This window comes from Brevibacillus parabrevis, assembly GCF_022701015.1.
Lineage (GTDB): Bacteria > Bacillota > Bacilli > Brevibacillales > Brevibacillaceae > Brevibacillus > Brevibacillus parabrevis.
Window position 1 is genome coordinate 3188157 of the sequence record NZ_CP064090.1, and the last position, 24312, is coordinate 3212468.

At 54.2% G+C, this 24312-nt stretch carries 28 protein-coding genes and 1 other RNA gene; 22 read left to right on the top strand and 7 right to left on the bottom strand.

The genetic code is table 11. From position 1 onward, the window contains the following. Positions 1 to 172: 172 nt before the first annotated feature. Positions 173 to 946 carry an enoyl-CoA hydratase/isomerase family protein gene (locus tag IRJ17_RS15255; protein WP_122965070.1) on the top strand — a complete coding sequence of 258 codons (774 nt, stop codon included), beginning with the start codon at positions 173 to 175 and terminating at the stop codon, positions 944 to 946. 3 nt (positions 947 to 949) lie between these two features. On the opposite strand, the gene IRJ17_RS15260 is transcribed toward IRJ17_RS15255, so the two are convergent. Next, positions 950 to 1216: a Gmad2 immunoglobulin-like domain-containing protein gene (locus IRJ17_RS15260; protein ID WP_242771032.1), complete on the bottom strand. Its 267-nt coding sequence runs from the start codon at positions 1214 to 1216 to the stop codon at positions 950 to 952. Next, positions 1213 to 1413, bottom strand: a complete 201-nt coding sequence (locus IRJ17_RS15265; protein WP_242771035.1) for a hypothetical protein — start codon at positions 1411 to 1413, stop codon at positions 1213 to 1215. Before IRJ17_RS15265 ends, IRJ17_RS15260 begins: the two co-directional genes overlap by 4 nt. A 126-nt stretch (positions 1414 to 1539) precedes the next feature. On the opposite strand from IRJ17_RS15265, the gene ssrS reads away from it, so the two are divergent. After that, positions 1540 to 1733: non-coding RNA, 6S RNA (ssrS, locus tag IRJ17_RS15270), on the top strand. A gap of 112 nt (positions 1734 to 1845) precedes the next feature. Here the strand turns inward: ssrS and IRJ17_RS15275 are convergent. After that, positions 1846 to 2346: a hypothetical protein gene (locus tag IRJ17_RS15275; protein ID WP_122965073.1), complete on the bottom strand. Its 501-nt coding sequence runs from the start codon at positions 2344 to 2346 to the stop codon at positions 1846 to 1848. 60 nt (positions 2347 to 2406) lie between these two features. Then, positions 2407 to 4146, bottom strand: a complete 1740-nt coding sequence (locus IRJ17_RS15280; RefSeq protein ID WP_173598036.1) for an Rqc2 family fibronectin-binding protein — start codon at positions 4144 to 4146, stop codon at positions 2407 to 2409. 186 nt (positions 4147 to 4332) lie between these two features. On the opposite strand from IRJ17_RS15280, the gene IRJ17_RS15285 reads away from it, so the two are divergent. The 14 genes from IRJ17_RS15285 to rpe all read left to right on the top strand — a co-directional run bounded on the left by IRJ17_RS15285 (position 4333) and on the right by rpe (position 18473). Next, positions 4333 to 5217, top strand: coding sequence for a YicC/YloC family endoribonuclease (locus tag IRJ17_RS15285; RefSeq protein WP_122965075.1), 885 nt, complete (start codon positions 4333 to 4335; stop codon positions 5215 to 5217). 24 nt (positions 5218 to 5241) lie between these two features. Next, entirely contained in the window at positions 5242 to 5502 is a 261-nt protein-coding gene (gene remA / locus IRJ17_RS15290; RefSeq protein WP_015891999.1) for an extracellular matrix/biofilm regulator RemA, read from the top strand. Positions 5503 to 5518: 16 nt separating this feature from the next. Continuing rightward, positions 5519 to 6139, top strand: coding sequence for a guanylate kinase (gmk, locus tag IRJ17_RS15295; RefSeq protein WP_122965076.1), 621 nt, complete (start codon positions 5519 to 5521; stop codon positions 6137 to 6139). A 3-nt stretch (positions 6140 to 6142) separates the two neighbouring features. Continuing rightward, positions 6143 to 6349 carry a DNA-directed RNA polymerase subunit omega gene (gene rpoZ / locus IRJ17_RS15300; protein ID WP_063229880.1) on the top strand — a complete coding sequence of 69 codons (207 nt, stop codon included), beginning with the start codon at positions 6143 to 6145 and terminating at the stop codon, positions 6347 to 6349. 74 nt (positions 6350 to 6423) lie between these two features. Then, positions 6424 to 7674: a bifunctional phosphopantothenoylcysteine decarboxylase/phosphopantothenate--cysteine ligase CoaBC gene (gene coaBC, locus IRJ17_RS15305; RefSeq protein WP_242775274.1), complete on the top strand. Its 1251-nt coding sequence runs from the start codon at positions 6424 to 6426 to the stop codon at positions 7672 to 7674. Beyond that, positions 7671 to 10106, top strand: a complete 2436-nt coding sequence (gene priA / locus IRJ17_RS15310) for a primosomal protein N' (protein ID WP_217021459.1) — start codon at positions 7671 to 7673, stop codon at positions 10104 to 10106. The genes coaBC and priA overlap by 4 nt, the downstream gene beginning before the upstream one ends. A gap of 16 nt (positions 10107 to 10122) precedes the next feature. Further along, positions 10123 to 10599: a peptide deformylase gene (gene def, locus IRJ17_RS15315; protein WP_063229878.1), complete on the top strand. Its 477-nt coding sequence runs from the start codon at positions 10123 to 10125 to the stop codon at positions 10597 to 10599. Between the two features lie 5 nt (positions 10600 to 10604). Further along, positions 10605 to 11555: a methionyl-tRNA formyltransferase gene (fmt, locus tag IRJ17_RS15320; protein ID WP_122965078.1), complete on the top strand. Its 951-nt coding sequence runs from the start codon at positions 10605 to 10607 to the stop codon at positions 11553 to 11555. A gap of 3 nt (positions 11556 to 11558) precedes the next feature. Beyond that, positions 11559 to 12905, top strand: coding sequence for a 16S rRNA (cytosine(967)-C(5))-methyltransferase RsmB (gene rsmB / locus IRJ17_RS15325; RefSeq protein ID WP_242771038.1), 1347 nt, complete (start codon positions 11559 to 11561; stop codon positions 12903 to 12905). A 198-nt stretch (positions 12906 to 13103) separates the two neighbouring features. Next, positions 13104 to 14174, top strand: coding sequence for a dual-specificity RNA methyltransferase RlmN (gene rlmN, locus IRJ17_RS15330; protein ID WP_122965080.1), 1071 nt, complete (start codon positions 13104 to 13106; stop codon positions 14172 to 14174). 4 nt (positions 14175 to 14178) lie between these two features. Further along, positions 14179 to 14934 carry a Stp1/IreP family PP2C-type Ser/Thr phosphatase gene (locus IRJ17_RS15335; protein ID WP_122965081.1) on the top strand — a complete coding sequence of 252 codons (756 nt, stop codon included), beginning with the start codon at positions 14179 to 14181 and terminating at the stop codon, positions 14932 to 14934. Between the two features lie 5 nt (positions 14935 to 14939). After that, on the top strand, positions 14940 to 16922 hold the full coding sequence (gene pknB / locus IRJ17_RS15340; RefSeq protein ID WP_122965082.1) for a Stk1 family PASTA domain-containing Ser/Thr kinase: 1983 nt from the start codon (positions 14940 to 14942) through the stop codon (positions 16920 to 16922). Positions 16923 to 16941: 19 nt separating this feature from the next. Then, positions 16942 to 17832 (top strand): ribosome small subunit-dependent GTPase A, encoded by an 891-nt coding sequence (gene rsgA / locus IRJ17_RS15345; protein ID WP_122965083.1) that lies wholly within the window; start codon positions 16942 to 16944, stop codon positions 17830 to 17832. Beyond that, entirely contained in the window at positions 17826 to 18473 is a 648-nt protein-coding gene (rpe, locus tag IRJ17_RS15350) for a ribulose-phosphate 3-epimerase (protein WP_242771041.1), read from the top strand. Before rsgA ends, rpe begins: the two co-directional genes overlap by 7 nt. Positions 18474 to 18537: 64 nt before the next feature. Here the strand turns inward: rpe and IRJ17_RS15355 are convergent, their stop codons facing one another. Together IRJ17_RS15355 and IRJ17_RS15360 are read right to left on the bottom strand one after the other, a co-directional pair. Further along, positions 18538 to 18963, bottom strand: coding sequence for an RDD family protein (locus IRJ17_RS15355; protein WP_122965084.1), 426 nt, complete (start codon positions 18961 to 18963; stop codon positions 18538 to 18540). A 118-nt stretch (positions 18964 to 19081) separates the two neighbouring features. Continuing rightward, positions 19082 to 20212: a M20 family metallopeptidase gene (locus tag IRJ17_RS15360; protein ID WP_242771044.1), complete on the bottom strand. Its 1131-nt coding sequence runs from the start codon at positions 20210 to 20212 to the stop codon at positions 19082 to 19084. Positions 20213 to 20542: 330 nt separating this feature from the next. On the opposite strand from IRJ17_RS15360, the gene IRJ17_RS15365 reads away from it, so the two are divergent. The 6 genes from IRJ17_RS15365 to spoVM all read left to right on the top strand — a co-directional run bounded on the left by IRJ17_RS15365 (position 20543) and on the right by spoVM (position 23961). Next, positions 20543 to 21364, top strand: a complete 822-nt coding sequence (locus IRJ17_RS15365; RefSeq protein WP_122965086.1) for a transporter substrate-binding domain-containing protein — start codon at positions 20543 to 20545, stop codon at positions 21362 to 21364. A 55-nt stretch (positions 21365 to 21419) separates the two neighbouring features. Further along, complete coding sequence (locus IRJ17_RS15370) at positions 21420 to 22079, top strand: amino acid ABC transporter permease (RefSeq protein WP_122965087.1); 660 nt, start codon at positions 21420 to 21422, stop codon at positions 22077 to 22079. After that, positions 22072 to 22794, top strand: coding sequence for an amino acid ABC transporter ATP-binding protein (locus IRJ17_RS15375; protein WP_173598040.1), 723 nt, complete (start codon positions 22072 to 22074; stop codon positions 22792 to 22794). The genes IRJ17_RS15370 and IRJ17_RS15375 overlap by 8 nt, the downstream gene beginning before the upstream one ends. A gap of 118 nt (positions 22795 to 22912) precedes the next feature. Beyond that, a complete protein-coding gene (thiT, locus tag IRJ17_RS15380; RefSeq protein WP_122965089.1) occupies positions 22913 to 23473 on the top strand; it encodes an energy-coupled thiamine transporter ThiT in 561 nt (186 codons plus the stop codon). Positions 23474 to 23719: 246 nt separating this feature from the next. After that, positions 23720 to 23857, top strand: coding sequence for a hypothetical protein (locus IRJ17_RS15385; protein ID WP_173598027.1), 138 nt, complete (start codon positions 23720 to 23722; stop codon positions 23855 to 23857). A 20-nt stretch (positions 23858 to 23877) separates the two neighbouring features. Next, on the top strand, positions 23878 to 23961 hold the full coding sequence (spoVM, locus tag IRJ17_RS15390) for a stage V sporulation protein SpoVM (RefSeq protein WP_005831022.1): 84 nt from the start codon (positions 23878 to 23880) through the stop codon (positions 23959 to 23961). Between the two features lie 95 nt (positions 23962 to 24056). On the opposite strand, the gene rpmB is transcribed toward spoVM, so the two are convergent. Continuing rightward, positions 24057 to 24245, bottom strand: a complete 189-nt coding sequence (gene rpmB / locus IRJ17_RS15395) for a 50S ribosomal protein L28 (RefSeq protein ID WP_005831020.1) — start codon at positions 24243 to 24245, stop codon at positions 24057 to 24059. Between the last annotated feature and the right edge of the window lie 67 nt (positions 24246 to 24312).

Genomic DNA, 24312 nt, shown 5'->3' on the forward strand with positions numbered 1-24312 from the left:
ATGACCATTCATCGCGAAAATAGGGGAGAAAGCAAGCGGAGCGTTTTCCTTGCGTTCGCACCACAACCACAAGAGCATTTCGCTCAATTTGCGGACAGAGGAAGGATTGCGCAAGCTACAGCGTCAAGGCGTTATTCCGGAAGCGTCCCAATAGAAAGGAGAAGTGAGAAGAATGGAACACACAGGACAGGCAGAAAGCCTTTTGGTGAAAAAAGAAGCGGGAGTCTGCACGATTACGCTCAATCGCCCGCATGTGCTGAATGCGCTGACAGTGGAGATGTTTTCCTTGCTGCAACAGGCGATTGCGGAGGCGGCGGATGATTCGGAGGTGGAAGTGCTCATTCTGCGGGGAGCGGGCGGTCATTTTTGCTCGGGAGCCGATTTGACCGTATTGACATCGCTGAGCGAGAAAAGCGAGGCAGATGACGCGCTTTCGGTGATCAACGATTTCATTACCCGGTTGAATCAGATGCCCAAGCCAGTCATTGCGGTCGTGGAAGGGGTAGCAGTCGGGGCGGGGCTGAACTTGGCGCTGCACGCGGATTTTGTCATCGCGGCGACAGATGCGGTCTTGCAAGAACCGTTTGTACAGATCGGACTGACGACGGACTTCGGCGGCACCTATTTGTTGCCACGACTCGTCGGAACAGCTTGGGCGAAACGTCTTGCGTTGCTTGGCGAAAAAATTTCCGGGCAAACAGCCGAACAAATCGGTCTGATTTATCGAGCTGTGGAGCCTGCGCGGATCGAGCAGGAAGTGGAAGCACTGGTGTCCATGGTGCGCCGCTTGCCAAGCCAGGCTTACGCAGTTACGAAGGAAGGGCTGGGACGGTGCCAGTTTAACGGCCTGGAGTACGCGCTTGCCTGGGAAAAACAGCAGCAGCCGTCCTTGATTGCCCATCCCGAGTTTCAGTCGCTCGTTCGTGCCAAAAGGAAGCGGACGTAAGCTTTATTTTGGCAACGGGATTTTCAATTCGTGAATGCGCTGCCCTGATTCGGCGCTTTCTTCAAACAGGACGAGGACAGGCTCCTTCAGCTTGGAGGCGTCGAGGTTCAGGTTGATGCTGAACGTACCCCATGCTGGCCCGCCCTGACTGGCGGTAACAAAACTGTCGGCCAATGTGGCGTCTCCATCTGTCACGACAAAGCGGACGGTCGCCTCGAATACGCGCGCTTCGCCTTTTACTGTGTATTGGCCCGCTCCCGTTTTCGTCACCGATATGTTGCGAAAAGACTCGTTCTCATATTTGCCGCCTGATTCGCCAGCAGGCTGCTCCAGGGCAGTCGCAGACGCAAACAGCGGGGAGCCGGATCAGCAGTCACGAGCTGTTTGATCTCCGCTTGCAGGCCGGCTCCGCCCGTGTAGCTGCCAAATCCGGTTTTGTCGTACAGCCGCTTCACATTCTCATCCATACACAATCCTCACTCCTTTTGGCCTGATGGGTCCAAGCTTACAAAAAGGTGTGGGAAAAGAATGGGAAACGAAAGGAAAGAAAATCCGTTGAGCGTGGAATAATTCTGTGGTAAAGTAGTTGTATCAAGATCCTGCGATGTACGTAAGGCCGTAAATGTTTCTAACCTTATACGTGTTTTTCGGGAGACGAAAATTTGTGATGGATGTCAGGCCCACCTCCCTTTTGGGGATGCATGGGAAGGCTGAAGGGCAGACCAGTCACCCACCTGTGTGAGCGCAGGTTATAGAAACATGAGGTCAACGGCAAAGCGGGGACTTGAAAGCATGTTAAAGCAAAGATTTGCCGATAGCATGAAAAAACCACTTGGAGATTTCCAGGTGGTTTTTCTATGTCTTCTGTTGTCGACGAAACGATTTTCGCAGCATGGCGATCAATGAGTCGTTCTGTTTTGTTTGCCGGAACCGTGTCCCTGGCCTTGGTTTTGTCTGCGGCTCGACGAATCTTGTCCGTCTTGCTGATCGTTGTTGTTGACAATCGTCAAGCTTTGCTCCAGGGATTGAGAATCTTGAGCGTCCTGAAGGATTTGGTACATTTGCAGGAAGTTTGCTTTCTGGCCTTCGGGTATGCCTTTAATGCGCACGGTCAGTTCCTGTGGCCCGCCTTGCTGCCCTTGACCTTGCCCCTGCCCCTGGCTTTGCCCGCCCTGGCCGCTAGTGGAGCTTCCTTCCCCGGAGCTGGGCTGTTCGTCCAGAAAGCTGAGGAACATGGAGTCGCTATCTTGAAAATCCTGTCCACCGCCGCTTTGCGAATGCTGGTCGCCGCCACCGTTTTGTCCGCCACCACCGCCGCTGCCGCCTTGTCCACCGTTTTGCTGCTCAAACAATACGCTGAATTCGTTTAGATCAGTCTGGATGATGCCAATGACGTTCATCCTGATCCTCCTTCCAAAGTTGAAACCACGAAGATATGCTTCTTTGCTCTTAGTATGAGCTTAGCGGGTTTCGCTATGCGTGGAGGAAGCGTTCGCTTTCAACTGGCGGACGAGGGCTTCGTCCGGTGTGACGTACAAGGTGCGCTGTTGCTCGTAAATGACAAAGCCCGGCTTGGCGCCGCTCGGTTTTTTGACGTGCTTGATCAAGGTGTAGTCGACAGGAATTTGGCTGCCTTCTTTGGCGCGACTGAAATAGGCGGCCAGATTTGCCGCTTCCAGCAACGTTTGCTCGGAGTATTCCCGGGAGCGGATGACGACGTGAGAGCCGGGAATGTCCTTCGTATGCAGCCATGTCTCATGCGAAGCGGCCAGTTTGTTCGTCAAAAATTCGTTTTGCTTGTTGTTTTTTCCGACCAAAATTTCCGTTCCGTCTGTGGACACGTACGTTTCCAGCTCAGGGCGCGTATCTTTTTTCTTGCGCGGCCCGCGCTTTTTCCGATCGCGCATGTAGCCTTGCTCGACAAGCTCGTCGCGAATTTCTTCGGCTTCCTTTAGGCTGGCATGCCCAAGCTGAACCAAAAGGCCGTCCAGGTAAAGAATTTCCGCTTTGGCCTGCTCGATTTGCTCACTGACGATTTGCAGGCTGTTTTTTGCCTTGTTGTAGCGCTTGTAGTACGCTTGCAGATTTTCGGACGGCGTCTTCAGCGGATCGAGCGGAATCGTGATGGTTCCGCCCGCTTCGTCGTACCAGTTGACCGTGACCAGCTCGGTGTCGCCGCGCTTCATTTGGTGCATGTTGGCGGTAATCAGCTCGCCGAACAGGCGGAATTGGTCAGCGTCGTGCGCCTCCTGCAACGTTTGCTCCAGCTTTTCGATTTTCTTTTCATTTTTGTTGCGTTCACCAGTCACGAAGCGAATCAAGTCGTGGGCGCGCTGCTTGACCGTATCGCGCAGAGCTTTGCCTTCGTAGTACGCCTGCAAGCATGTCTGCACGGATGGGTACGGCGTTGTCGTGCCCGCGGCGAGGTGCGTCAGCTCGATGACGTGGAAGTAGGCTTTGCCAGCGTGTTCCACGATGGAAGGAGCGTATGCGTGCGCCTTGACTGCTTCCATGACCGCAGAAAAAGCTTCCCACAGCGTTTCCCGATTTGCCAGCTTCGCTCTGTGCACGATCTCTTTTGCCAAAAGCGGGCTGATTCCCGTATAGCCGTCGACGATCTGCTTGTCCAGGCGTCCGCTGTTCCAATCGATGGAGGAAATGAACTCTTGCTCGGTCGCAGCCAACGGGTCGCGCTTGTCTTGACTCGGCGGGGAGACGTACGTCCTGCCGGGTGTGACCTGCCTGTACTGGCTGATCGCCAAGGTGACGTGCATCGCGCTGTCCAGAATCGTCCCGGTAGCCGGATCGATGAGAATGATGTTGCTGTGCTTGCCCATGATTTCCATGATAATGCGGCGGGTCGCCGTATCTCCCAGCTCGTCGCGGGTGCGGACGTCGATGTGGATGATCCGTTCCATGCCGATCTGCTCGATGGACTCGATTACGCCGCCTTCGCAATGCTTCCGCAGCAGCATGCAAAACATCGGGGCTTCCAGCGGATTTGTAAATTCTTCTGTCGTAATGTGAATCCGCGGGTACGTCGGGTTTGCCGAGAGCAGGAGCTTGACCGTTTCCCCCGGTGTCCGCACCTGCATGACAATATCGCTATGATGCGGTTGATGAATTTTGGAAATGCGTCCGCCGATACATTTATGTAATTCCCGTGTCAAGGCACGGGTCACTACGCCGTCAAATGCCACTATAGCTCACCTCTATCCTAAAAAATGCCGAGAAGGAAAAACGAATGGAAAAATGTTTGCCAGTCACAGTGTAGCATAAAGCGGGAGAGGGAGGAATCTTGTTGTCGCCTTGCGCCTTCGGTTGACACTGCCAAGAGTTGTCTCCTATAATAAATTAACGATTTTGCGTCTGTGGAAGTGAAAATGATGGTTAGAAGCATGACAGGTTATGGACGGCAAGAGGATAGCAGGGGAACTGCGCGTTTGACTGTGGAGATTCGCGCCGTCAATCATCGGTATTCCGAGATACAGGTACGACTGCCAAAAGCTTGGAGCATGCTGGAGGATCAGGTGCGCAAGCTGGTGAGCCAGTACGTCCGAAGAGGCCGTGTCGATGTGACCATCGCGATCGACGGAAAAAGCCAGGCGGCTTCTGCTATCGATATTGACTGGCAGATGGCCGAACAGCTTGTTTCGTTGTCGCGCACGATGGCTGAGCGCTTTTCACTGGAAAGTCCGCTTGGCGTCAAGGAGCTTTTGCTCTTCCCTGGCGTGATACATACAAAAGAAACGGCAGACGACCATGACGAAGTAGCCGAATGGCTGCTGGATCAGGTACGAACTGCGGCGATCGACTTGCTTTCCATGAAAGAGGCGGAAGGCAAGCAACTGTACGCTGATTTATCCAGTCGGCTCGCACAGATTCAAGCGTGGGTAGCGGAGCTTCAACAGTTGGCTCCTATGGGGATCGAGGAACATCGAACCCGCCTGCAGCAGCGTCTGGGGGAGTGGGCCAGCCAGGTTCCGTTTGAACTGGACCTTGCGCGTGTGGCTCAAGAGGTTGCCTTTTTCGCTGACAAGAGCGATATCAGCGAGGAGATTACCCGCCTGGAAAGTCATTGTCTCCAGTTTGCAAAGCAATTGACGGCAAGCGAAGCGATCGGGCGAAAGCTTGATTTTTTGCTCCAGGAAATGAACCGGGAAGCGAATACGATTGCTTCCAAGGCGAATTACTTGCCAATCGCGCACCTCGCTGTCGAGATCAAGACCGAGCTGGAGAAAATGAGAGAGCAAGTACAGAATGTCGAGTAGCATGAAAGGATGGGCTGGGCCGTTATGGCAATCAAGCTAATCAATATCGGGTTTGGCAATATTGTGAATGCCAACCGTATCATTTCCATTGTAAGTCCGGAATCTGCCCCAATCAAACGGATCATCCAGGAAGCGCGTGATCGCAATATGCTGGTGGATGCAACGTATGGGCGCCGGACGCGCGCTGTGATTATTACGGATAGCGATCACGTCATTTTGTCGGCGGTGCAGCCGGAAACGGTGGCGCAGCGACTGACGACGAAGGATGACGAATCGGACGAATAAAGTAGGAGTGTACACAATGAGCATGGTTGATCGCGGTCTCCTTTTGATTCTCTCCGGACCTGCGGGAGTGGGCAAAGGCACGGTATGCAAGGCGCTTCGGGAAAGAATGCCCGAGCTGGTGTATTCCGTCTCGGCTACCACACGTTCTCCGCGCCCGGGCGAGGTGGAAGGAGTCAATTACTTTTTCAAGACACAGGAAGAGTTCAAGCAAATGATTGAGCAAGACGCTCTTCTGGAGTGGGCAGAATACGTAGGGAACTTCTACGGCACGCCCCGCCAATTCGTGGATGAGATGCTGGACGAAGGACGCGATGTCATTCTGGAGATCGAAGTCCAGGGCGCGCTGCAAGTGAAGGAAAGCTTTCCGCAAGGGACGTTCCTGTTCCTCGCTCCGCCTGATTTGCACGAGCTGGAAAACCGGATCGTAGGACGGGGCACGGAGACAGAGGATGTTATCCGCAAGCGGATGGAAGTAGCCCGCGCGGAAATCGAGCTGATGGATCATTACGATTACGTCGTGGTCAATGATGTTATCGAGTCTGCCTGCGATCGCATTCAGGCTATTATTACAGCCGAGCATCTGAAAAAAGATCGCCAGGTTCACAAATATCGCAAATGGTTAAAGGAGGTTGAATAGATCATGTTGTATCCATCTATTGACGAATTGACTGCGAAAGCAGAAAGCAAGTACATTTTGGTGACTGTCGCTTCCAAACGCGCGCGCCAATTGCGCGAAAACAGCGAAATGCAGGTAGTCAGACCAAAATCCAAAAAGTTTGTAGGCGTGGCTCTCGAAGAGTTTATCTCCGACGAACTGGTGCACGAGTTTTTGGACGGACGTAAATAAGAGCTTACCTTTAAAAACAACCTCCAAGCAGGTTGTTTTTTTCGGATAGGGAAGAAAAGGGGGAGTTGCAGATGATGAATACGCTCTCGGGAAAACGAATCGTGCTCGGAGTCTGTGGCGGCATTGCGGCTTACAAGGCGGCGGCGCTGACAAGCAAGCTGACACAGGCAGGGGCACAAGTGCATGTCATTTTGACGGAAAACGCCTTGAAATTCGTTCAGCCGCTGACATTTCAAGCTTTGTCGCATCTGCCGGTCTACACCGATACGTTTACGGAGCCAGACCCGCACGTCATCAGCCACATTGAGCTGGCGGACAAAGCTGACCTCGTGCTGATCGCTCCTGCCACGGCCAATGTGATCGGCAAAATCGCGAACGGAATCGCAGATGACATGCTGACGACGACCTTGCTTGCAACCAAGGCCCCGGTGATGGTCGCACCCGCGATGAATGTCAATATGTATCACCATCCGGCGGTCGCGGCGAATATGGAAAAGCTCGCGTCTTTCGGCTATCGGTTCGTGGAGCCGGGGGTAGGCTTGCTGGCGTGCGGCTGGATCGGCAAAGGGCGTCTCGCTGAACCGGAGGAAATCGTCGAAGCGGTTCAACGCTTTTTTGCCCAACCGGACGAACAAGCAGGAGCGGCGATCAAGCAGGACTTGCTGGACAAGCACGTACTGGTGACAGCAGGGCCAACCCGGGAAAAAATCGATCCGGTTCGCTACATTACCAACCACGCCTCCGGGAAAATGGGCTATGCCATTGCCGAAGCTGCACGCGACCGGGGAGCGAAAGTGACGCTGATCAGCGGGCCGACTTCGCTTGCCCGTCCCGCTGGTGTCGAGTTCGTAGCGGTAGAATCGGTACAGGAGATGTTCGACGCGGTCATGGAGCATCTGCCGCAAAGCGATATCGTCGTGAAGTCGGCGGCTGTATCCGATTACCGTCCGAAAACGGTGCAGGAGCATAAAATGAAAAAGGGCGACGGTCCGTTTGTCTTGGAGCTGGACAAAGCGCCGGATATTTTGAAGACGATCGGCGAGCGCAAAACGAAGCAGTTCGTGGTCGGGTTTGCTGCCGAGACGCAAGATGTTCTGCTGCATGCGCAGTCCAAACTCGAACGCAAAAATCTCGACATGATCGTGGCCAACAATGTCCTGCTGGAAGGGGCAGGAATGGGAAGCGACACGAATATCGTCACCCTTTTGACGCGGGAAGGCGAGCAAGTGGCGCTGGATAAACTGAGCAAGCGGGCGGTAGCTGACAAACTGTTTGATGCCGTGCTGTTGAAGCTGCAGCATAAGCCGCTGTCGGAGCTGTCATGATCGCTCAAGTGATTGTAGACGTGCCTGTCAATCGAACGAATCGGCCTTTTGACTACAAGGTACCGTCTTGGCTTAGTCCGCTCATCCGTGTGGGCAGCAGGGTAATCGTCCCGTTTGGCCCGCGCAAGCTGCAAGGGTATGTGACCGGAATTGTGGAACTAGCGGACGGAGAAATCGCGTCGTCCCGTTTGAAAGATGTGGAGCAAGTGCTCGACGATACGCCTCCGCTTAGCCCAGAACTGCTGGAGCTGGGCGAGTGGATGTCCAAACAGTATTTGTGCCCGTGGGTGACTGCTGTTCAGGCGATGATCCCGGCTGTCCTGAAAGGAAAGTCGGAGAAATGGCTGGTCGCGACCGAGGCGTTGGACGCTGACGCATGCGGACAGTCGGGGCTTTTATGGGAGCTGTCGCGAAAACGGCAACTTCCGCTGGCAGAGGTGGAAAAACAGTTTCCGGAGGAGTATTTGCTCGTTCCGGGCTGGATTTCCAGCGGACTTTTGGCGACGGAATACCAGGTGACGGATCGGATTACCCGCAAGCAGCAATCTTTTGTGCGCAGTTTGCTGGATGCATCCGGCCTGGAAGAAGCGATCCGCTCCTTGCCAGCGCGTGCCGAGCAGATGCGCCGAGCGCTCGAACTGTTTCGCATGCATGAGGGGCAAGCGTTTTCGACCCAGATGCTGCAAGCGGAGTACGGCATTAGCCGGGCGTCCTTGAAGAGTTTGGAGGCAAAAGGCATTCTCGTCATTGAGCAGGTGGAAGTGTACCGCGATCCATACGCCAATCGGCGCTTTTCCGAGAAGCCGAAGCCGGAATTTACCCCGCTCCAGCAGCAGGTTTTGGCACCGATTTTGCAATCTATAAAAATGGGGATTTACTCCTCGTACTTGCTGCACGGGGTTACGGGCAGCGGCAAGACAGAAGTGTACCTGGAGGCGATCGAACAGACGCTGGCAAAAGGGCGCGAGGCGATTTTTCTCGTTCCGGAAATCTCTTTGACGCCGCAGATGGTGGAGCGGTTCAAAGCGCGCTTCGGGGCCGATGTTGCCGTCCTGCACAGTGCCTTGTCCCAAGGGGAGCGGTACGACGAATGGCGCAAAATCATTCGCAATCAAGTAAAAGTCGTGGTGGGCGCACGCTCCGCTATTTTCGCTCCTTTTCGCAATGTCGGCCTGATCGTGATCGACGAAGAGCATGAAAGCTCCTACAAGCAAGAGGAGACACCTCGTTATCACGCGCGGGAGGTTGCGCTCTGGCGGGCGAAAAGAAACGATGCTGTCCTGATTATGGGCAGCGCGACTCCGGCTTTGGAGACGTATGCGCTGGCTACGCGTGGCCGCTACGGCCTGTTGCAAATGCCAGACCGCGTCGGAAATCGCCCGATGCCGCAGGTGCACGTCGTCGATATGCGCGAAGAGCTGCAAGCCGAGAATCGCTCGATGTTCAGCCGGAAGCTGCATGCGATGATTGCGGATCGTCTGCAAAAAGAGGAGCAGATGGTCATTTTCCTCAATCGCCGCGGCTTTTCCACGTTCGTCATGTGCCGTTCGTGCGGCTATACGATGCGCTGCATTCATTGCGACATCTCGCTTACCTACCATAAAACGAACCATACGGCGCGTTGCCACTATTGCGGCTACACGATCGCCCAGCCTACCCATTGCCCGGAATGCCAGAGCGAGCATATCCGCTTTTTCGGGACGGGAACGCAAAAAGTCGAAGCCGAGCTTGCCAAGCTGTTTCCAGGCATTCGCGTCATTCGCATGGATGTGGACACGACCTCGCGAAAAGGCGCACATGAGGAGCTGTTGAACAAATTTCGCAACGGACAGGGCGATGTGCTGCTGGGAACGCAAATGATCGCCAAAGGACTCGATTTTCCGCGGGTGACGCTGGCAGGCATTATCGCGGCGGACAGCTCGCTGCATTTGCCTGATTTTCGCGCGGCGGAAAAGACGTTCCAACTGCTGACCCAGGTAGGCGGACGCGCCGGTCGGCATGAACTGGAAGGCGATGTCGTCATCCAGACGTACACGCCGGAGCATTACAGCATCGTCCACGCCACCCGGCACGACTATCCGGCTTTTTATCACGATGAAATGTTGCAGCGCAGACGCACGGGATACCCTCCGTATTTCCGGCTGGTGCTGATCACGTTCAGCCATGAGGAAGTGCCTGTCGTGATACGCGGCGCCCACACCTTGGCAGACTTTTTGCGCCCGCGGCTTGCCCAAACGACGATCTTGCTTGGGCCTGTCGCTTCGCCCATCGCGCGCGTGAAGGATAGATTTCGCTTTCAGATCATGCTAAAATATCGGGATGAACCGCAACTGTCTGACTTGCTTGCTCAGGCGACAGCGGCATTTGAAGAATGGAACAAACAGCAGAAAGTATTGATGACGATTGACGTCGATCCATACGTATTGCTTTAGGGAGGATATGATTCACATGGCGATTCGCACAATTGTAAAACATCCAGATCCGATTTTGCGTGAAAAAGCGATCAAAGTGACCAAGTTCAATTCGAACCTGCACAAGCTTTTGGACGATATGGCTGACACGATGTACGATGCAGACGGCGTAGGTCTGGCTGCACCGCAAGTAGGGATTTCCAAGCGCGTGATTGTGATGGACTGCGGAGACGGACTGATCGAAATCGTCAACCCGGAAATCGTCGAGCACAAAGGCGAGCAGTTTGACTATCCGGAAGGCTGCCTGAGCATCCCGGGACTGCGCGGAGACGTTCGCCGCCATAAATGGATCAAGCTGCACGGGCAAGACCGCTTCGGAAACGAGATCGAGCTGGAGGCAGACGATCTTTTGTCCCGTTGCGCCCAGCATGAGATCGACCACTTGAACGGCGTCCTGTTCATCGATGTAGCCGACAAGGTGTATCAGGTGAACCCGGAAGAGGAAGGGGAATAATCGATTTGAAAGATGCTCGCATCCTGTTTATGGGTACGCCTGACTTCGCGGTGTCGAGCCTGAATGCGCTCATCGAAGCAGGCTATAACGTGATTGGAGTCGTTACGCAACCGGATCGTCCCGTAGGACGCAAGCAAGTGCTGACGCCGCCCCCCGTCAAGGAGGCGGCTTTGCGTCATGGACTTGCTGTGTTGCAGCCGGAAAAAATCAAGGCGGAAGAAGCTTTGGAAGAAGTGCTCGCGCTGTCTTTTGATCTGATTGTCACGGCGGCATACGGGCAAATTTTGCCGAAGCGCTTGCTGGATGCTCCGCGCTTTGGCTGCATCAACGTGCACGCTTCGCTTTTGCCGAAATATCGCGGTGGCGCGCCGATTCACAAATCAATCGTCGACGGCGAAGCCGAGTCCGGCGTGACGATCATGTACATGGTAGAAGCGCTCGATGCGGGAGATATGCTGTCCAAGGTCGTAGTGCCGATCGAGGAGCGCGATACGGTCGGGCTGTTGCATGACAAGCTGGCGGTAGCGGGTGCCCAGCTTTTGCTGGAGACGGTGCCTCGTTTGCTGGCCGGAGAGATTCAGCCGGAAGCGCAAGACCATTCGGCAGCGACATTTGCCCCGAACATCAAGCGGACGGATGAAAAAATCGACTGGACGAAAACCGCTACGCAAATCTACAACCAGGTGCGCGGCTTGAACCCGTGGCCTGTCGCCTTCACGACTTGCGAAGGCAAAGTGTGGAAGCTGTGGTGGGTGGAAAAAAGGCTGGAGGCTGGCGGCGGATACGAGCCGGGCACGATTATCGCCCGCGAAGAGGACGGATTGGTCATCGCCTGCGGAAGCGGCGCGGTAAAAGTAACCGAGTTGCAGCCAGAAGGCAAAAAACGGATGAGTGCTCTCGACTTTTTGCGCGGAGCGGGCAGCAGCATTGAAATCGGCACAAAGGTAGGAGAATAGTCCGTGGCAAAAAAGGGAGCAAGAGATATTGCGCTAGACGTTTTGAATCGGGTAGAGGAGCATAAGTCGTACAGCAATCTGGAGCTGAGAGGCGTTCTGGATCGCGCGCAGCTCAGTGCGGCGGATACGGGATTGGTGACCGAGCTGGTATACGGGACGATCCAGCGCAAGCTGACACTCGATCATGTTTTGTCCCATTTTGTCGGGAACAAAAAGCTGCAGATGTGGGTGCGCAACTTGCTTCGTCTGAGTTTGTACCAAATTCGTTTCCTCGACCGCATTCCAGAGCGCGCCGCTGTTCACGAGGCTGTAGAAATGGCCAAGCGTCGCGGACATCAAGGGATTGCCTCGATGGTGAACGGGGTTTTGCGCAATGTACTGCGCCAGCCGGATGTGTGGGAGCGTTTGCCAAAAGGCGACCGCGCCGCACAAATTTCCGTTGCGCATTCCCATCCGGAATGGCTCGTCCGCGAGTGGCTGAAAGTGTACGGCGAAGAAGCGACGATCGCGATTTGCGAAGCCAACAACCGCACGCCGCACAGCTCGATCCGCAGCAACTCGCTGAAAACAACGGTCAGTGAACTGCTGGACAAGCTTGCGCAAGAGGAAGCGGTAGCGCAGCCGTCTGCCCTGAGCCCGCAAGCGATCGTGGTGGCTGGCGGACACGTGGCCGGATCGCGTTTGTTCCGGGAAGGGTTTTTTACGATCCAAGATGAAAGCTCGATGCTGGTCGCCCCTGCACTCGCTGCCAAGCCAGGCATGCGCGTGCTCGATGCATGTGCGGCTCCAGGCGGCAAGACGACGCATATAGCGGAGCTGATGGAAAATCGCGGACAAATTATCGCCAGCGATTTGCATCCGCACAAGCGCGAGCTGATTGCCCAAACCGCCAAGCGGCTGGGGATCACGATTATCGAGCCGATTACAAGCGACGCGCTCGATTTGCCAGACAGAGGACTCGGGGCATTTGACCGGATTTTGCTGGATGCACCGTGCTCCGGTTTTGGCGTCATCCGGCGCAAGCCCGACTTGAAGTGGAACAAAACACCCGAGGACGTGCGGACGATTGCCCAGCTCCAGTACGAGCTGCTCAAGGCATTGGCTCCGATGCTTGCGCCAGAAGGTGTGCTCGTCTACAGCACGTGCACGATTGAGCCAAAGGAAAACCAAGAAATTGTCCAGCGCTTCGTCAAAGAGCACCCGGAGTTTGTTTTGGATGATACGCTTGGGCAAGACTTGCCTGACGCCGTTCGCAATCAAGTGGACGAGTCTGGTGCCTGCGTGCAGATTTTGCCTCAGCATTTTGACAGTGACGGCTTCTTTATTGCGCGATTGAAACGAAAAGGATAGCAAGGGAGGGGTGGCGTGCCAATTGCGGAAAATGCCACTCCTTTGCCTTTGTTTGCGCATGTGCGGATTGGTTTACACTAGGAAAAGGGACGCATTTCTGAAATGGATGCCAAAACCGTTTGAAGCGGGACGCGTGGCGAGGTACAATGATAGAATGATAATTTGTGCAAGCAATGATTTTGAGGATGTGGAAAAGAAATGCCATTCACGACATTTACAAGCGCTAAGCCGCTTATTTACAGCTTGACCCAAGACGAAATGAAAGAGTGGCTCATCAGCGTAGGTGACAAGGCTTTTCGCGCCCAGCAAATTTTTGACTGGCTGTACGTAAAGCGTGTGACTTCCTTTGATGAGATGAGCAACCTGTCCAAAGACCTGCGGCAGAAGCTTGCTGAGACATTCCGTCTGGACTCTTTGACAGAAATTACGCACCAGCAATCAACGGATGGCACAATCAAGTTTTTGTTCCAGCTCGTTGACGGGCATGCGATCGAAACGGTCATCATGCGCCACAGCTACGGAAACAGCATCTGTGTGACGACGCAGGTCGGATGCCGGATCGGTTGCACGTTCTGCGCCTCCACGCTCGGCGGATTGAAGCGCAACCTGGATGCAGGCGAGATCGTCTCCCAGGTGCTGATGGCCCAGCGCAGACTGGATGCCGATGGGGAACGCGTCAGCCACGTCGTAGTGATGGGAATTGGCGAACCGTTCGAGAACTTCGAGAGCTTGATGGCTTTTCTGTCCATCATCAACGACAACCGCGGGCTGAACATCGGCGCTCGTCACATTACCGTTTCTACCAGTGGGATCGTGCCGAAGATTTACGAGTTTGCCGAACGCGGCGGACAAGTCAATCTCGCTATTTCCTTGCATGCCCCGAATACAGAGCTGAGAAGCAAGCTGATGCCGATCAACCGCGGCTTCCCGCTTGACAAGCTGATGGAGGCGTGCCGTCATTACATCAACAAAACGGGTCGCCGGATCAGCTTCGAGTACGGTCTGTTCGGAGGCAAAAACGATCAGCCTGAACACGCCGAAGAGCTGGCGGAGCTGATTGGAGACATGCTGTGCCACGTCAACCTGATTCCGGTCAACTACGTGCCGGAGCGCGACTACGTGCGCACGCCGCGCAACGAAATTTTTCAGTTCAAACGCATCTTGGATGAAAAGGGAATCAATGTGACCATCAGACGCGAGCAAGGCAGCGATATCGCCGCTGCCTGCGGTCAGCTGAGGGCACAACACGCTAAAGAAACCGTGGGGTGAAGCCATGGAAATCGCGATGAAATCCCATGTCGGCCGCGTCCGCCAGGTAAATGAGGACTACTATGCCTGTGTTGCCGATCTGAACGGACGCGTGCTGGCCATTGTTGCAGACGGTATGGGCGGGCATCAGGCTGGAGACATTGCCAGCCGCCTTGCCGTTGAGCGAATAGTAAAAGAACTGCGGCACCTGGATGGACAGCTTGACGCAGAAGATGCGCGCGAGCAGTTGATGAATGCTGTCCTGGCCGCGAATAAAGAAGTGTACGATTACGCTTTGAATCATCCGGAGTGCAGCGGGATGGGAACGACAGTAGTGGCCGCGCTGCTTGGCGAAACATCTGTCATTACGGCCCATATTGGCGACAGTCGCCTGTATGTTTACAACGCAGACGGACTGGTCATGAAAACAGAGGACCACTCTCTTGTGAACGAGCTTTTGAAAAGCGGACAAATCACGGAAGAGGAAGCTTCTGTCCATCCACACCGAAACGTCATTATGCGTTCGCTCGGCACCGAGCCGGATGTGTTGATTGATCTGGGGCACTTTGAATGGGCGAAGGGCGATATCGTCCTCATTTGCTCAGACGGCCTCAGCAACAAGGTAGCCCATGCCTCTTTAGAAAATTGGTTGCAGAAACAGATATCGTTGCAAGCGAAAGTGGACGGTCTGGTGCAAGAAGCGCTGGAAGCCGGTGGGGAAGACAACATTACGCTGGTCGCTGTCCAAAAAAAGCTTGACGTCGGTCAGAAAGAGGGGTGAGAGAGATGGAAGGTCAACGACTGGGAGGACGGTACCAATTGGAATCCCGCGTCGGCGGAGGCGGGATGGCGATCGTATACAAAGCGAGAGATCTGATACTGAATCGTCCAGTGGCCGTCAAGGTGCTGCGTTCGCAGTTTGGTACAGATGAAGACTTTGTGAACCGGTTCCGGCGTGAAGCTCAGGCAGTAGCAAGCTTGTCTCACCCCAATGTGGTCGGGGTTTACGACGTAGGCCAGGAAGGCGACACGCATTACATGGTGATGGAGTACATAGAAGGCTACACGCTGAAAGAAGTGATTATCCAGCGTGGGGCATTGCCGGTGGAAGAGGCCGTGCGCATCGCCGAACAAATTTGCGATGCACTCGATCATGCGCACCAGAACCAGATTATTCATAGAGACATCAAGCCGCACAATATCATGATCGGCAAAAACGGTCGGGTGAAGGTAACGGACTTCGGAATTGCGCGAGCAGTCACTTCTGCTACCATAACCCACACCAACGCCATGCTTGGCTCTGTCCATTATTTTTCGCCAGAGCAGGCGCGTGGCGGGATTACAGGGGAAAAGTCGGATATTTACTCGTTGGGGATTGTCTTGTACGAAATGGTGACGGGAGAGCTGCCGTTTTCCGGGGATTCCCCGATTTCCGTGGCGCTCAAGCATTTGCAGGAACCGCTGCCTGAACCGCGCCAGGTGAATCCGAACATCCCGCAGAGCGTGGAAAACGTGATTTTGAAAGCATTGGTCAAGGACCCGTTTTTGCGGTACGCCTCGGCCCGCGAAATGCTTGAAGATTTGGAGACGTGCCTGTTTCCGGAACGGTTGAACGAAGAAAAGCTGACGTTTCCGATTGATGAAGAGATGACGCGTGTCGTCCCGATTATTACGCCGGAAATGATGGAAGGGCACACGCACGGACGGACCGGAGGCGGACAGCGCAGCCGCCAGGAGCCGAATGGAGACGACGAGGAGCAAAGACCCCAGAAAAAATGGTGGGTGAAGGCGCTGCTCTGGGTCGGCGGAATCGGACTGTTTTTCGTGCTGGCGTTCTTCGGATTCAACTTCCTGTTGAATGTCGTGCCATCTGTCCCGGAGGTGCCCGTCCCTTATGTGGAAGGAACCGAGGTGTCCTTGGCTGAGAAAAAGATTCAGGAAGCGAATCTCGTTCCGCAAATCGTCGAGGAAGCGAACGATACGATGGAAAAAGGAATGGTCATCAGGCAAGACCCGGCTCCGCCGATGAGGTTGAAGGAAAAGGCCGTCGTCACCTTGTACGTCAGCAAAGGCCAAGAGCTGATCGACATGCCGAACCTGATCACCTTGCCGCGGGCAACGGCGGAAGAGACGTTGAAAAAGAATGGCTTCAAGCTGGAATCGGTCAAGTTCGTCGAAGAAGAGGACGACAAGGCCGAGGTGGGAACCGTCATCAAGCAGTCGCCGGAAGCAAATGAGAAGGTGTATGCAGGAAAAACAAGCGTGACGGTGACGATCAGCAAAGGAAAAGCGTTCGTGACCATGCCGGATGTACGCGGCAAATCGGTCGAAGCGGCGCAAGTGGAGCTGTTCAAAAAAGAGCTCAACGTCGGGGAAATCAAGAAAGTGCCTACGTACTCGACCGACAAAGAGGGGGAAGTGCTGAGCACCCATCCTTATGACCCGGGCATGCAAGTGCAAAAAGGGGTGGCTGTCCCGCTGACCGTCAGCAACGGACAGTATCCGCAGGACGCCAAGTCCGCCGTCGCGCCTGTGTACGTCGAAGTCGTGCCTGGCGAGACGCTGGAAGTGAAGATTGAAGTGACAGACGCGCGCGGCGATGCAAAAGTGCTCTACCAGGAGGCGATTGCCGAGAACAAGGAATACGACGTTCCGGTAGTCGTATCGCCACAAAAAGACGCGCTGGTCAAAGCAACGGTCAAAAGGCAGAACGAAACCGAATTTAAGGAATATCAAACGATTCCGATCTCGTACAACAGCCTGCCGTAAAACAAGTGGAGGGACATGAATGCCAGAGGGACGGATTGTGAAAGCGCTGAGCGGCTTTTACTATGTAGCCGATGAAGGGCGCATCTACAGTTGCCGTGCAAGAGGGCTGTTCAAGAAAAAAGATGCCAAGGTCAACCCGCTTGTAGGCGACTGGGTCGTCTACGATGCGATCAACGAAGAAGAAGGCTATGTGATGGAGGTGGGCGAAAGGACCAATGAACTGGTCCGCCCGCCCATTTCCAATGTAGATCAGGCCGTCCTCGTCTTTTCCATGTACAAGCCGATGTTCAGTCCGCTTCTTTTGGACAAGTTTTTGGCTCATACGGAGCATGTCGGGATTGAGTCCGTCATCGTGCTGTCCAAGGCTGATCAGGTGCCGCAGGAAGAAGTGGACGCGATTGTGCAAAAATACGAGAAGATCGGCTATCGCGTGATCCCGACCTCGACCGTGGACGAACGCGGGCTGCACGAGGTTCGCGAGATTTTGCACGACCGGATTACCGTTTTCGCCGGGCAGTCAGGGGTAGGCAAATCATCGCTGATCAATACGCTGTTTCCCGGTGTCAGTCTCCAGACCGGAGACGTCAGCGAAAAGCTGGGCCGAGGAAAGCATACGACCCGCCATGTGGAGCTGATTCCGCTGGACGGGGGCGGATATGTAGCCGATACGCCAGGCTTCAGCTCGCTCGAGTTCATCGATTTTACCGAGCTGGATCTGGCAGAGTCGTTCCGCGATTTCGCCGAGCTTAGTGCGGATTGCAAGTTCCGCGGCTGTCTCCACGTGAGCGAGCCGTCTTGCGCCGTACAGGAGGCGCTGGCTGCGGGCGAGCTGTGCGAAGAGCGCTATGCCCACTACAAACAGTTCCGTGAAGAGCTGAAAGAATATCAACGGAGGAACAAACCATGGTAAAAATCGCACCTTCTATCCTGTCAGCGGATTTTGCCCGTCTGGGCGAGGAGATTCTCGATGTCGAGCGCGGGGGAGCAGACTGGATTCACGTCGATGTCATGGACGGACATTTTGTGCCGAACATTACGATCGGGCCATTGATCGTCGAGGCGATTCGCCCTGTGACCAAGCTGCCGCTGGATGTTCATTTGATGATTGAAGAACCGGACCGCTACATCCCGCAGTTTGCCAAAAGCGGTGCAGACTGGATCACGGTTCATCAGGAAGCGTGCCGCCACCTGCACAGATCGCTCTACCTGATCAAAGAGCAGGGCGTAAAAGCGGGTGTAGTCCTGAATCCGGCCACTCCGGTTTCGACGATCGAGCCTGTGCTTGCTGACTTGGACGTGGTCTTGCTGATGACAGTCAATCCGGGTTTTGGCGGCCAGAAATTCATTCACAGCGTCGTTCCGAAAATCAAGGAGCTGCGCCAGCTGCTGAATGAACGCGGACTGGGCCATGTCGAGATCGAAATCGACGGCGGGGTCAACGTGGAAACGGCTCGCCTGTGCGAAGAAGCGGGGGCAACTGTGCTCGTCGCCGGAAGTGCCGTATTCAACCAGCAAGACCGGGCGAAAGCGATTTCTGCCATTCGCGGATAAAAAGCATAGCAAAAAGCCGACTGCCATTTTTCGAGCAGTCGGCTTTTTTCGTGGGAAGCGAGCGTCAGGGCTGATCAGAAGTTACGTACGTGCCAGCAACCAAGTCGTGAATGGCTCGCTTGTCTTTTCGCACACAGACCATGACCAGACTGACAAGCGCAGCGATGCCAAATGTGATGCCGTAAATGAGCATCATGCCGACCAGCACGCGCAAAAGCATCGTGCCGATTCCGACGCGTTCCCCGTCTACGCGGGCGATGCGCACGCCGACAATTCTTTTGCCGACCGTGTAGCCGTACCAGAACACCGGAACGAGCAGGCTGTATAAAGTCGAGATCAGATTGGTCACGATGTTGCCTTCTGTATCCCCAGTAATGAGGTAGCTGATGAGAGCAAGAGGCACGCCAATAATCAGGCCGTCCAGCAAGGATGCTCCGAGACGCCGCCAAAAACCGACGGGATTGCTTGGCACTGGTGCAACGTTTTCCATATGTACCCTTCCTTTCATTGTAGGCTAGGGAATATATATGTCTGATCTCTTGAAAGTATTTCACGAAACAAGCCTGCCGATTCTCCGGCGCCTGAGTAGGCAGGGGAGCGGAGCGGCTTTACAGGGCCGTAAGCAGGCGAAGCAAGACCGCAACCCGTCCCGGAATCGCATCGAGGACGATGTGCTCGTGCGAAGCGTGTGCGCCATCCCCGACAGGGCCAAGCCCATCGAGTGTAGGGCATCCGGCGTCTGCGGCAAAATTGCCGTCGCTGGTTCCGCCTACGCCCTGCTCTGTCAGCTCGAAGCCTTCCAGACGCGCTTGCTCCTGAGCCAGTAAAAACAGTTTCTCGGTGCCAGCGCTTCGCTCCATCGGAGGCTTGGCAATCCCGCCTTCGAGTTTCAGCTCCGCGCCGGGCAGAACAGGTGCAAGCTGATTCATCAATCGGGTAATCCGCTCTGCTTCCGCACGGCTCTCGATGCGAACGTCGATTTCTGCCATCGCCCAGTCGGGTACGACGTTGGAGACGCTGCCTCCTTTGATCGTGCCGACAGACAACGTAGTGCCAGCCGCATAATCGGTAAACGACTGAATCGCCAGGACGTGATGCGCCAGTTCTTCGATAGCATTTACCCCGATAGCGTGGTCGTTGCCGGCATGAGCGGCTCGTCCTGTTGCCGTCAGGAAAAATTCCCCGCCGCCTTTGCGGCTTGTCTTCAAGGAACCGTCTCCTGCCGCTGGCTCCAGAACCAGCGTGTATTTGCTTCGCTTGGCTTCCGCTCTGATCAACTGTTCGGAGGAGACGCTGCCGATCTCTTCGTCCGTGTTCCAGAAAAAGACGAGCTTTTTGGACAGCGGCAGCTCGTGCGAGATAATCGCGCGCAGAGCGAAGTAGGCGAAGACGATCCCCGACTTCATATCGTACGTGCCAGGCCCGTACAGCCGCCCGTTTTCCTCGCGGAAAGGCTCTTTTTGCAGCGTGCCGATTTCTTTTACAGTATCGAAATGACCGAGTATGAGCACTTGCTCCTCGCCTTCGCCGTATTCGATGCGGAGCTGATCGCCGTACGTTTGCTGCGGCAGGCGCTCGACGCGGCAGCCAAGCTCGCGGAAACGCTCTGCGATATACAGGCCCAGTCGATCAACAGCTTCCTTGTTGTGAGTCGGTGTCTCCATTTCCACGTAGGTGCGCAGCTCTTCAACCATGTCCGGGAGCTGCTCGCGAAAGTAGGACGTCCAATTCGTACTCATCTTAGTTTCCTCCTTTATGTACGAGCTTTTCATACTGCACTATAAATCTTCTCTCCTGTTTTCGCCAGAGAAAAATCCGCGAAGCCGTCACGATATTTGCCGAGGTTGGGCATACTAGGCGAAGCAGCAAGCACCGTGAGAAAAAGGGGGAGAGTGATTTGTGTGTAAAATTCTGTATTTTGCATAATTGGCAGATGGTGAAAAAATGATTGAAATTGTTTAGTAAATGATTAAAATAGTCATTATCCTGCATAAATATAAGTTGTTGTGCAAAATATTCAAGTCAAGCATGGCTGCTTTTGCAGTAAATCATTTTACCGGGGGTACACAATGAAAAAACGGACTTCGATTCTTTCTCTTGCAGTAACTTCTCTTTTGGCAGCGGCTATGATCGCAGGATGCGGTACGGGAAATCAGCCTCAGACGGGCGCAGGACAAGGGCAACCGGCTGGCCAAGGACAAGCAGGAGAGAAAAAGACGCTGATCATGGCGACATCTGCTGACTACAAGCCGTATGAATACCACGACCTGACAAGCGGAAAAGACGAAATTGTCGGCTTCGACATCGACATTGCCAAATACATCGCAAATGAGCTTGGCTACGAAGTGCAAGTGACAGACATGAACTTCGACGGACTGGTTCCGGCGCTGCAAACCAATCGCGCAGACTTCGTTATGGCAGGCATGACGCCGACACCGGAGCGCCAGAAAAACGCGGAGTTCTCCGATATTTACTACGATGCGAAAAACACGCTTGTCTCCAAAAAAGAAAGCAACATTACAAAGCCGGAGCAATTGGCTGGCAAAAAAATCGCGGTTCAGCTCGGTTCCATCCAGGAAGAAGCAGCCAAAGAGATGAGCAAAACGGTACAAGGCTTGCAAGTCACTTCCCTCAACAAGCTGGGTGAGATCGTGGAAGAAGTGAAAACAGGCCGTGTCGATGCGGCAATCATCGAGGACCATGTGGCAAAAAGCTTCGTCGAGAGCAATCCTGGCCTGCAATTCACGACGCTCGAAACAGACGAAACAAACGGCTCCGCCATCGCTTTTCCAAAAGGCTCTCCGCACGTAGCGAAGTTTAACGAAGTCATCAAGAAAATGAAGGAAAACGGAGAAATGGACAAGCTGATCCAAAAATGGTTCGCTCAATAATCTCTGGTCACAACGAAGTAACTACTACGCAACGTAGCAAGAGGTGAGAACGGGCATGAATTTGGATTTTGCGCAAATCGTGCCCTATATCCCTTTCATTTTGCAGGGGATAAAGGGCACGCTGCTTGTTACATTGATTTCCGTCGTACTGGGTTTCGTCTGGGGTTCGATCCTCGCACTCATCAAAATTTCTAAATTCGGACCGCTGAACTGGCTCGCTATCGCGTATACGTCCGTTTTTCGCGGCACGCCGCTGATTTTGCAGCTGACCTTTGTTTACTTTGCGACCCCGCAGCTTACCGGCTACAATATTTCGCAGCTGGAAGCGGCTGTCCTGACGTTTACGCTGAACTCGGGCGCGTACATATCAGAGACGATTCGCGGCGGAATCATGGCGGTCGACAAAGGCCAGTGGGAAGCGGCCAAAGCGCTCGGCATTCCGTACCGCCGCATGATGCTCGACATCATTTTGCCACAGGGCATCAAGAACATCCTGCCTGCGCTGGTGAATGAGACGATCGCGCTGCTGAAGGAATCGGCGCTGGTCTCCACGATTGGCTTGTCCGACATCATGCAAAATGCAAACGTGGTAAAAGGGGCCATCTTCCGCTACTTTGAGCCATACATTATCGCCGGCACCTTGTACTATGTCATGGTCATGATGTTGACATGGGTGGCGCGCGTTGTGGAACGGAGGATGAGACGCAGTGATTAAGATCGAGAACATTACCAAGTCTTTCGGGCAACTAAACGTACTCAAGGGCATCTCCACCGAGATCGGCAAAGGGGAAGTCGTGGCGATCATCGGGCCGTCCGGCTCGGGAAAATCCACGCTTTTGCGCTGCATGAATTTGCTGGAGGTGCCAACCAGCGGCAAAATCGCGATCAACGGTCAAGACATTACCGATCCAAAAGCGAATGTGATGGCGATTCGCCAGCAGATCGGGATGGTGTTCCAGCATTTTCACCTGTTCCCGCACATGACGGTGCTCAGCAACCTGACATATGCGCCGATGAAGGTGAAAGGCATGGCAAAAAGCGAAGCAGAGAAGAAGGCAAGAGAGCTTTTGGCGCGTGTCGGTCTGGCTGACAAAGCCGACGTGTTCCCGTCCCGCTTGTCCGGTGGACAAAAGCAGCGGGTGGCGATTGCCCGCTCGCTCGTCATGGAACCGCAAATCATGCTGTTTGACGAGCCGACTTCCGCGCTTGACCCGGAAATGGTCAAAGAGGTGCTGGAAGTTATGAAAGGGCTGGCTCATACCGGGATGACGATGGCGATTGTGACGCACGAGATGCGTTTTGCCGAAGAAGTTTCTGATCGCATTCTGTTCATCGATGATGGCCGACTCTTGGAAGAGACGCCTCCGAAAGAGTTTTTTCAAAATCCGAAAAGCGAACGGGCCAAGCAGTTTCTGGAGAAAGTTCGCTAGTGGAAAAAAGTCGCGGTGCCGCTTTGGGGCCGCGGCTTTTCTCTTTGACAGGGGCATGCACTTGGGCTAGAATCAGGTTGATTTGGAATGTTCATTAGGTTATAAGGAGTGAAGATAGTTGGATCGACAACGCTTGATCATCTTGCTGGAAATGGCGATGATGGCTGCGCTCGCTTTCGTGTTTAGCCAGATTAAAGTTTTTGAAATGCCGCAGGGCGGTTCTGTCTCGCTGGTCATGGTGCCGATTGCGCTGATCGCTGTCCGCCGCGGTTTGACCGCAGGCGTCGTGACGGGCACGCTCGTCGGATTGCTGCAGCTCATGCTGGGAAGCACGCTGGTAAACCCTGTGCAGGTGCTGCTGGATTATCCGCTGGCATTCGCCTTCCTGGGGTTGACGGGACTGGTTCGCTTGTCCCGTTATGAAAAGAAACAGCAACGGGTTGCCGTGCTCTGGGGCGGCTTGCTCATCGGCGTGCTCGGCCGTCTGGCTTGCCATTTTACTTCCGGCGTCATCTGGTTTGGGCAGTACGCGCCTGAAGGCATGAATGTGGCGCTGTACTCGTTTGTTTACAACATCACTTACCTCATTCCCGAAATGATCATCGCGGGAGTGGTCTTATCAGTCGTGCTGGGCAGCGCTTCCCAACTGTTGTTCCCTGCGCGAGACAGAGTAGCTTAGTTGGACCTGCATAAATGGCACAGCGGATTCATAATGTAATCAGGCAGCAATCATGTTGCCTGATTTTTCATTTTGTCGTGGCGCGATTCCACGGGAGTTTTTGGTGGACATCGACATTTTCGCGTGGCAGGATACATGTTTATCCGACAGCAGAATATGATGTAATATGCACGTTTGGGAGAACACCTAAAGGAGGTGCACAATGAAATGGGATTGCGCTCCTATCGCCTGCGACAGGGGGGCGCCTTGCGACGTGTTCTCGGGGTTGCGTTGGCTGTCGGGGGAATCACCATTTTCCTGTACATGGCACCTCCGTGGGTTTGGTATAGCCTGTTGGCGGCGGCACTCATGGGGGCAGGCTGGTTTTTGTATCGTGGGAAGTAATTTCGGTGAGGAGGGGTAGCATGCGGTTTTACACCATCAAGTTGCCGAAGTTCCTGGGTGGCATGATTCGCGGCATCATCGAGGCATTCAACAAGAAAAAATGAAGACGCGGCCTCCTTCATGAAAAGATGGAAAAGGAACGTCGGAGAAATGCAAAAAAGCACCTCGAGGGTGCTTTTTTTCGCGTCGTTTAGAAAAACTATACGCGAGTTACGAGACCGGATTTCAGTGCTCGAGTGCTTACATAAACGCGCTTCGGTTTACCGTTAACGAGAATGCGCACTTTTTGTACGTTGACACCCCAAGTGCGGCGAGTTGCGCGCATGGAGTGGGAGCGAGCGTTTCCAGCTTTTGCAGATTTACCTGTTACAAAACAACGACGTGCCATTACAATCCACCTCCCTTGTTGCATCTAAACGGGATTTCCTTGATGGGAAATACAAATACTCGATTAT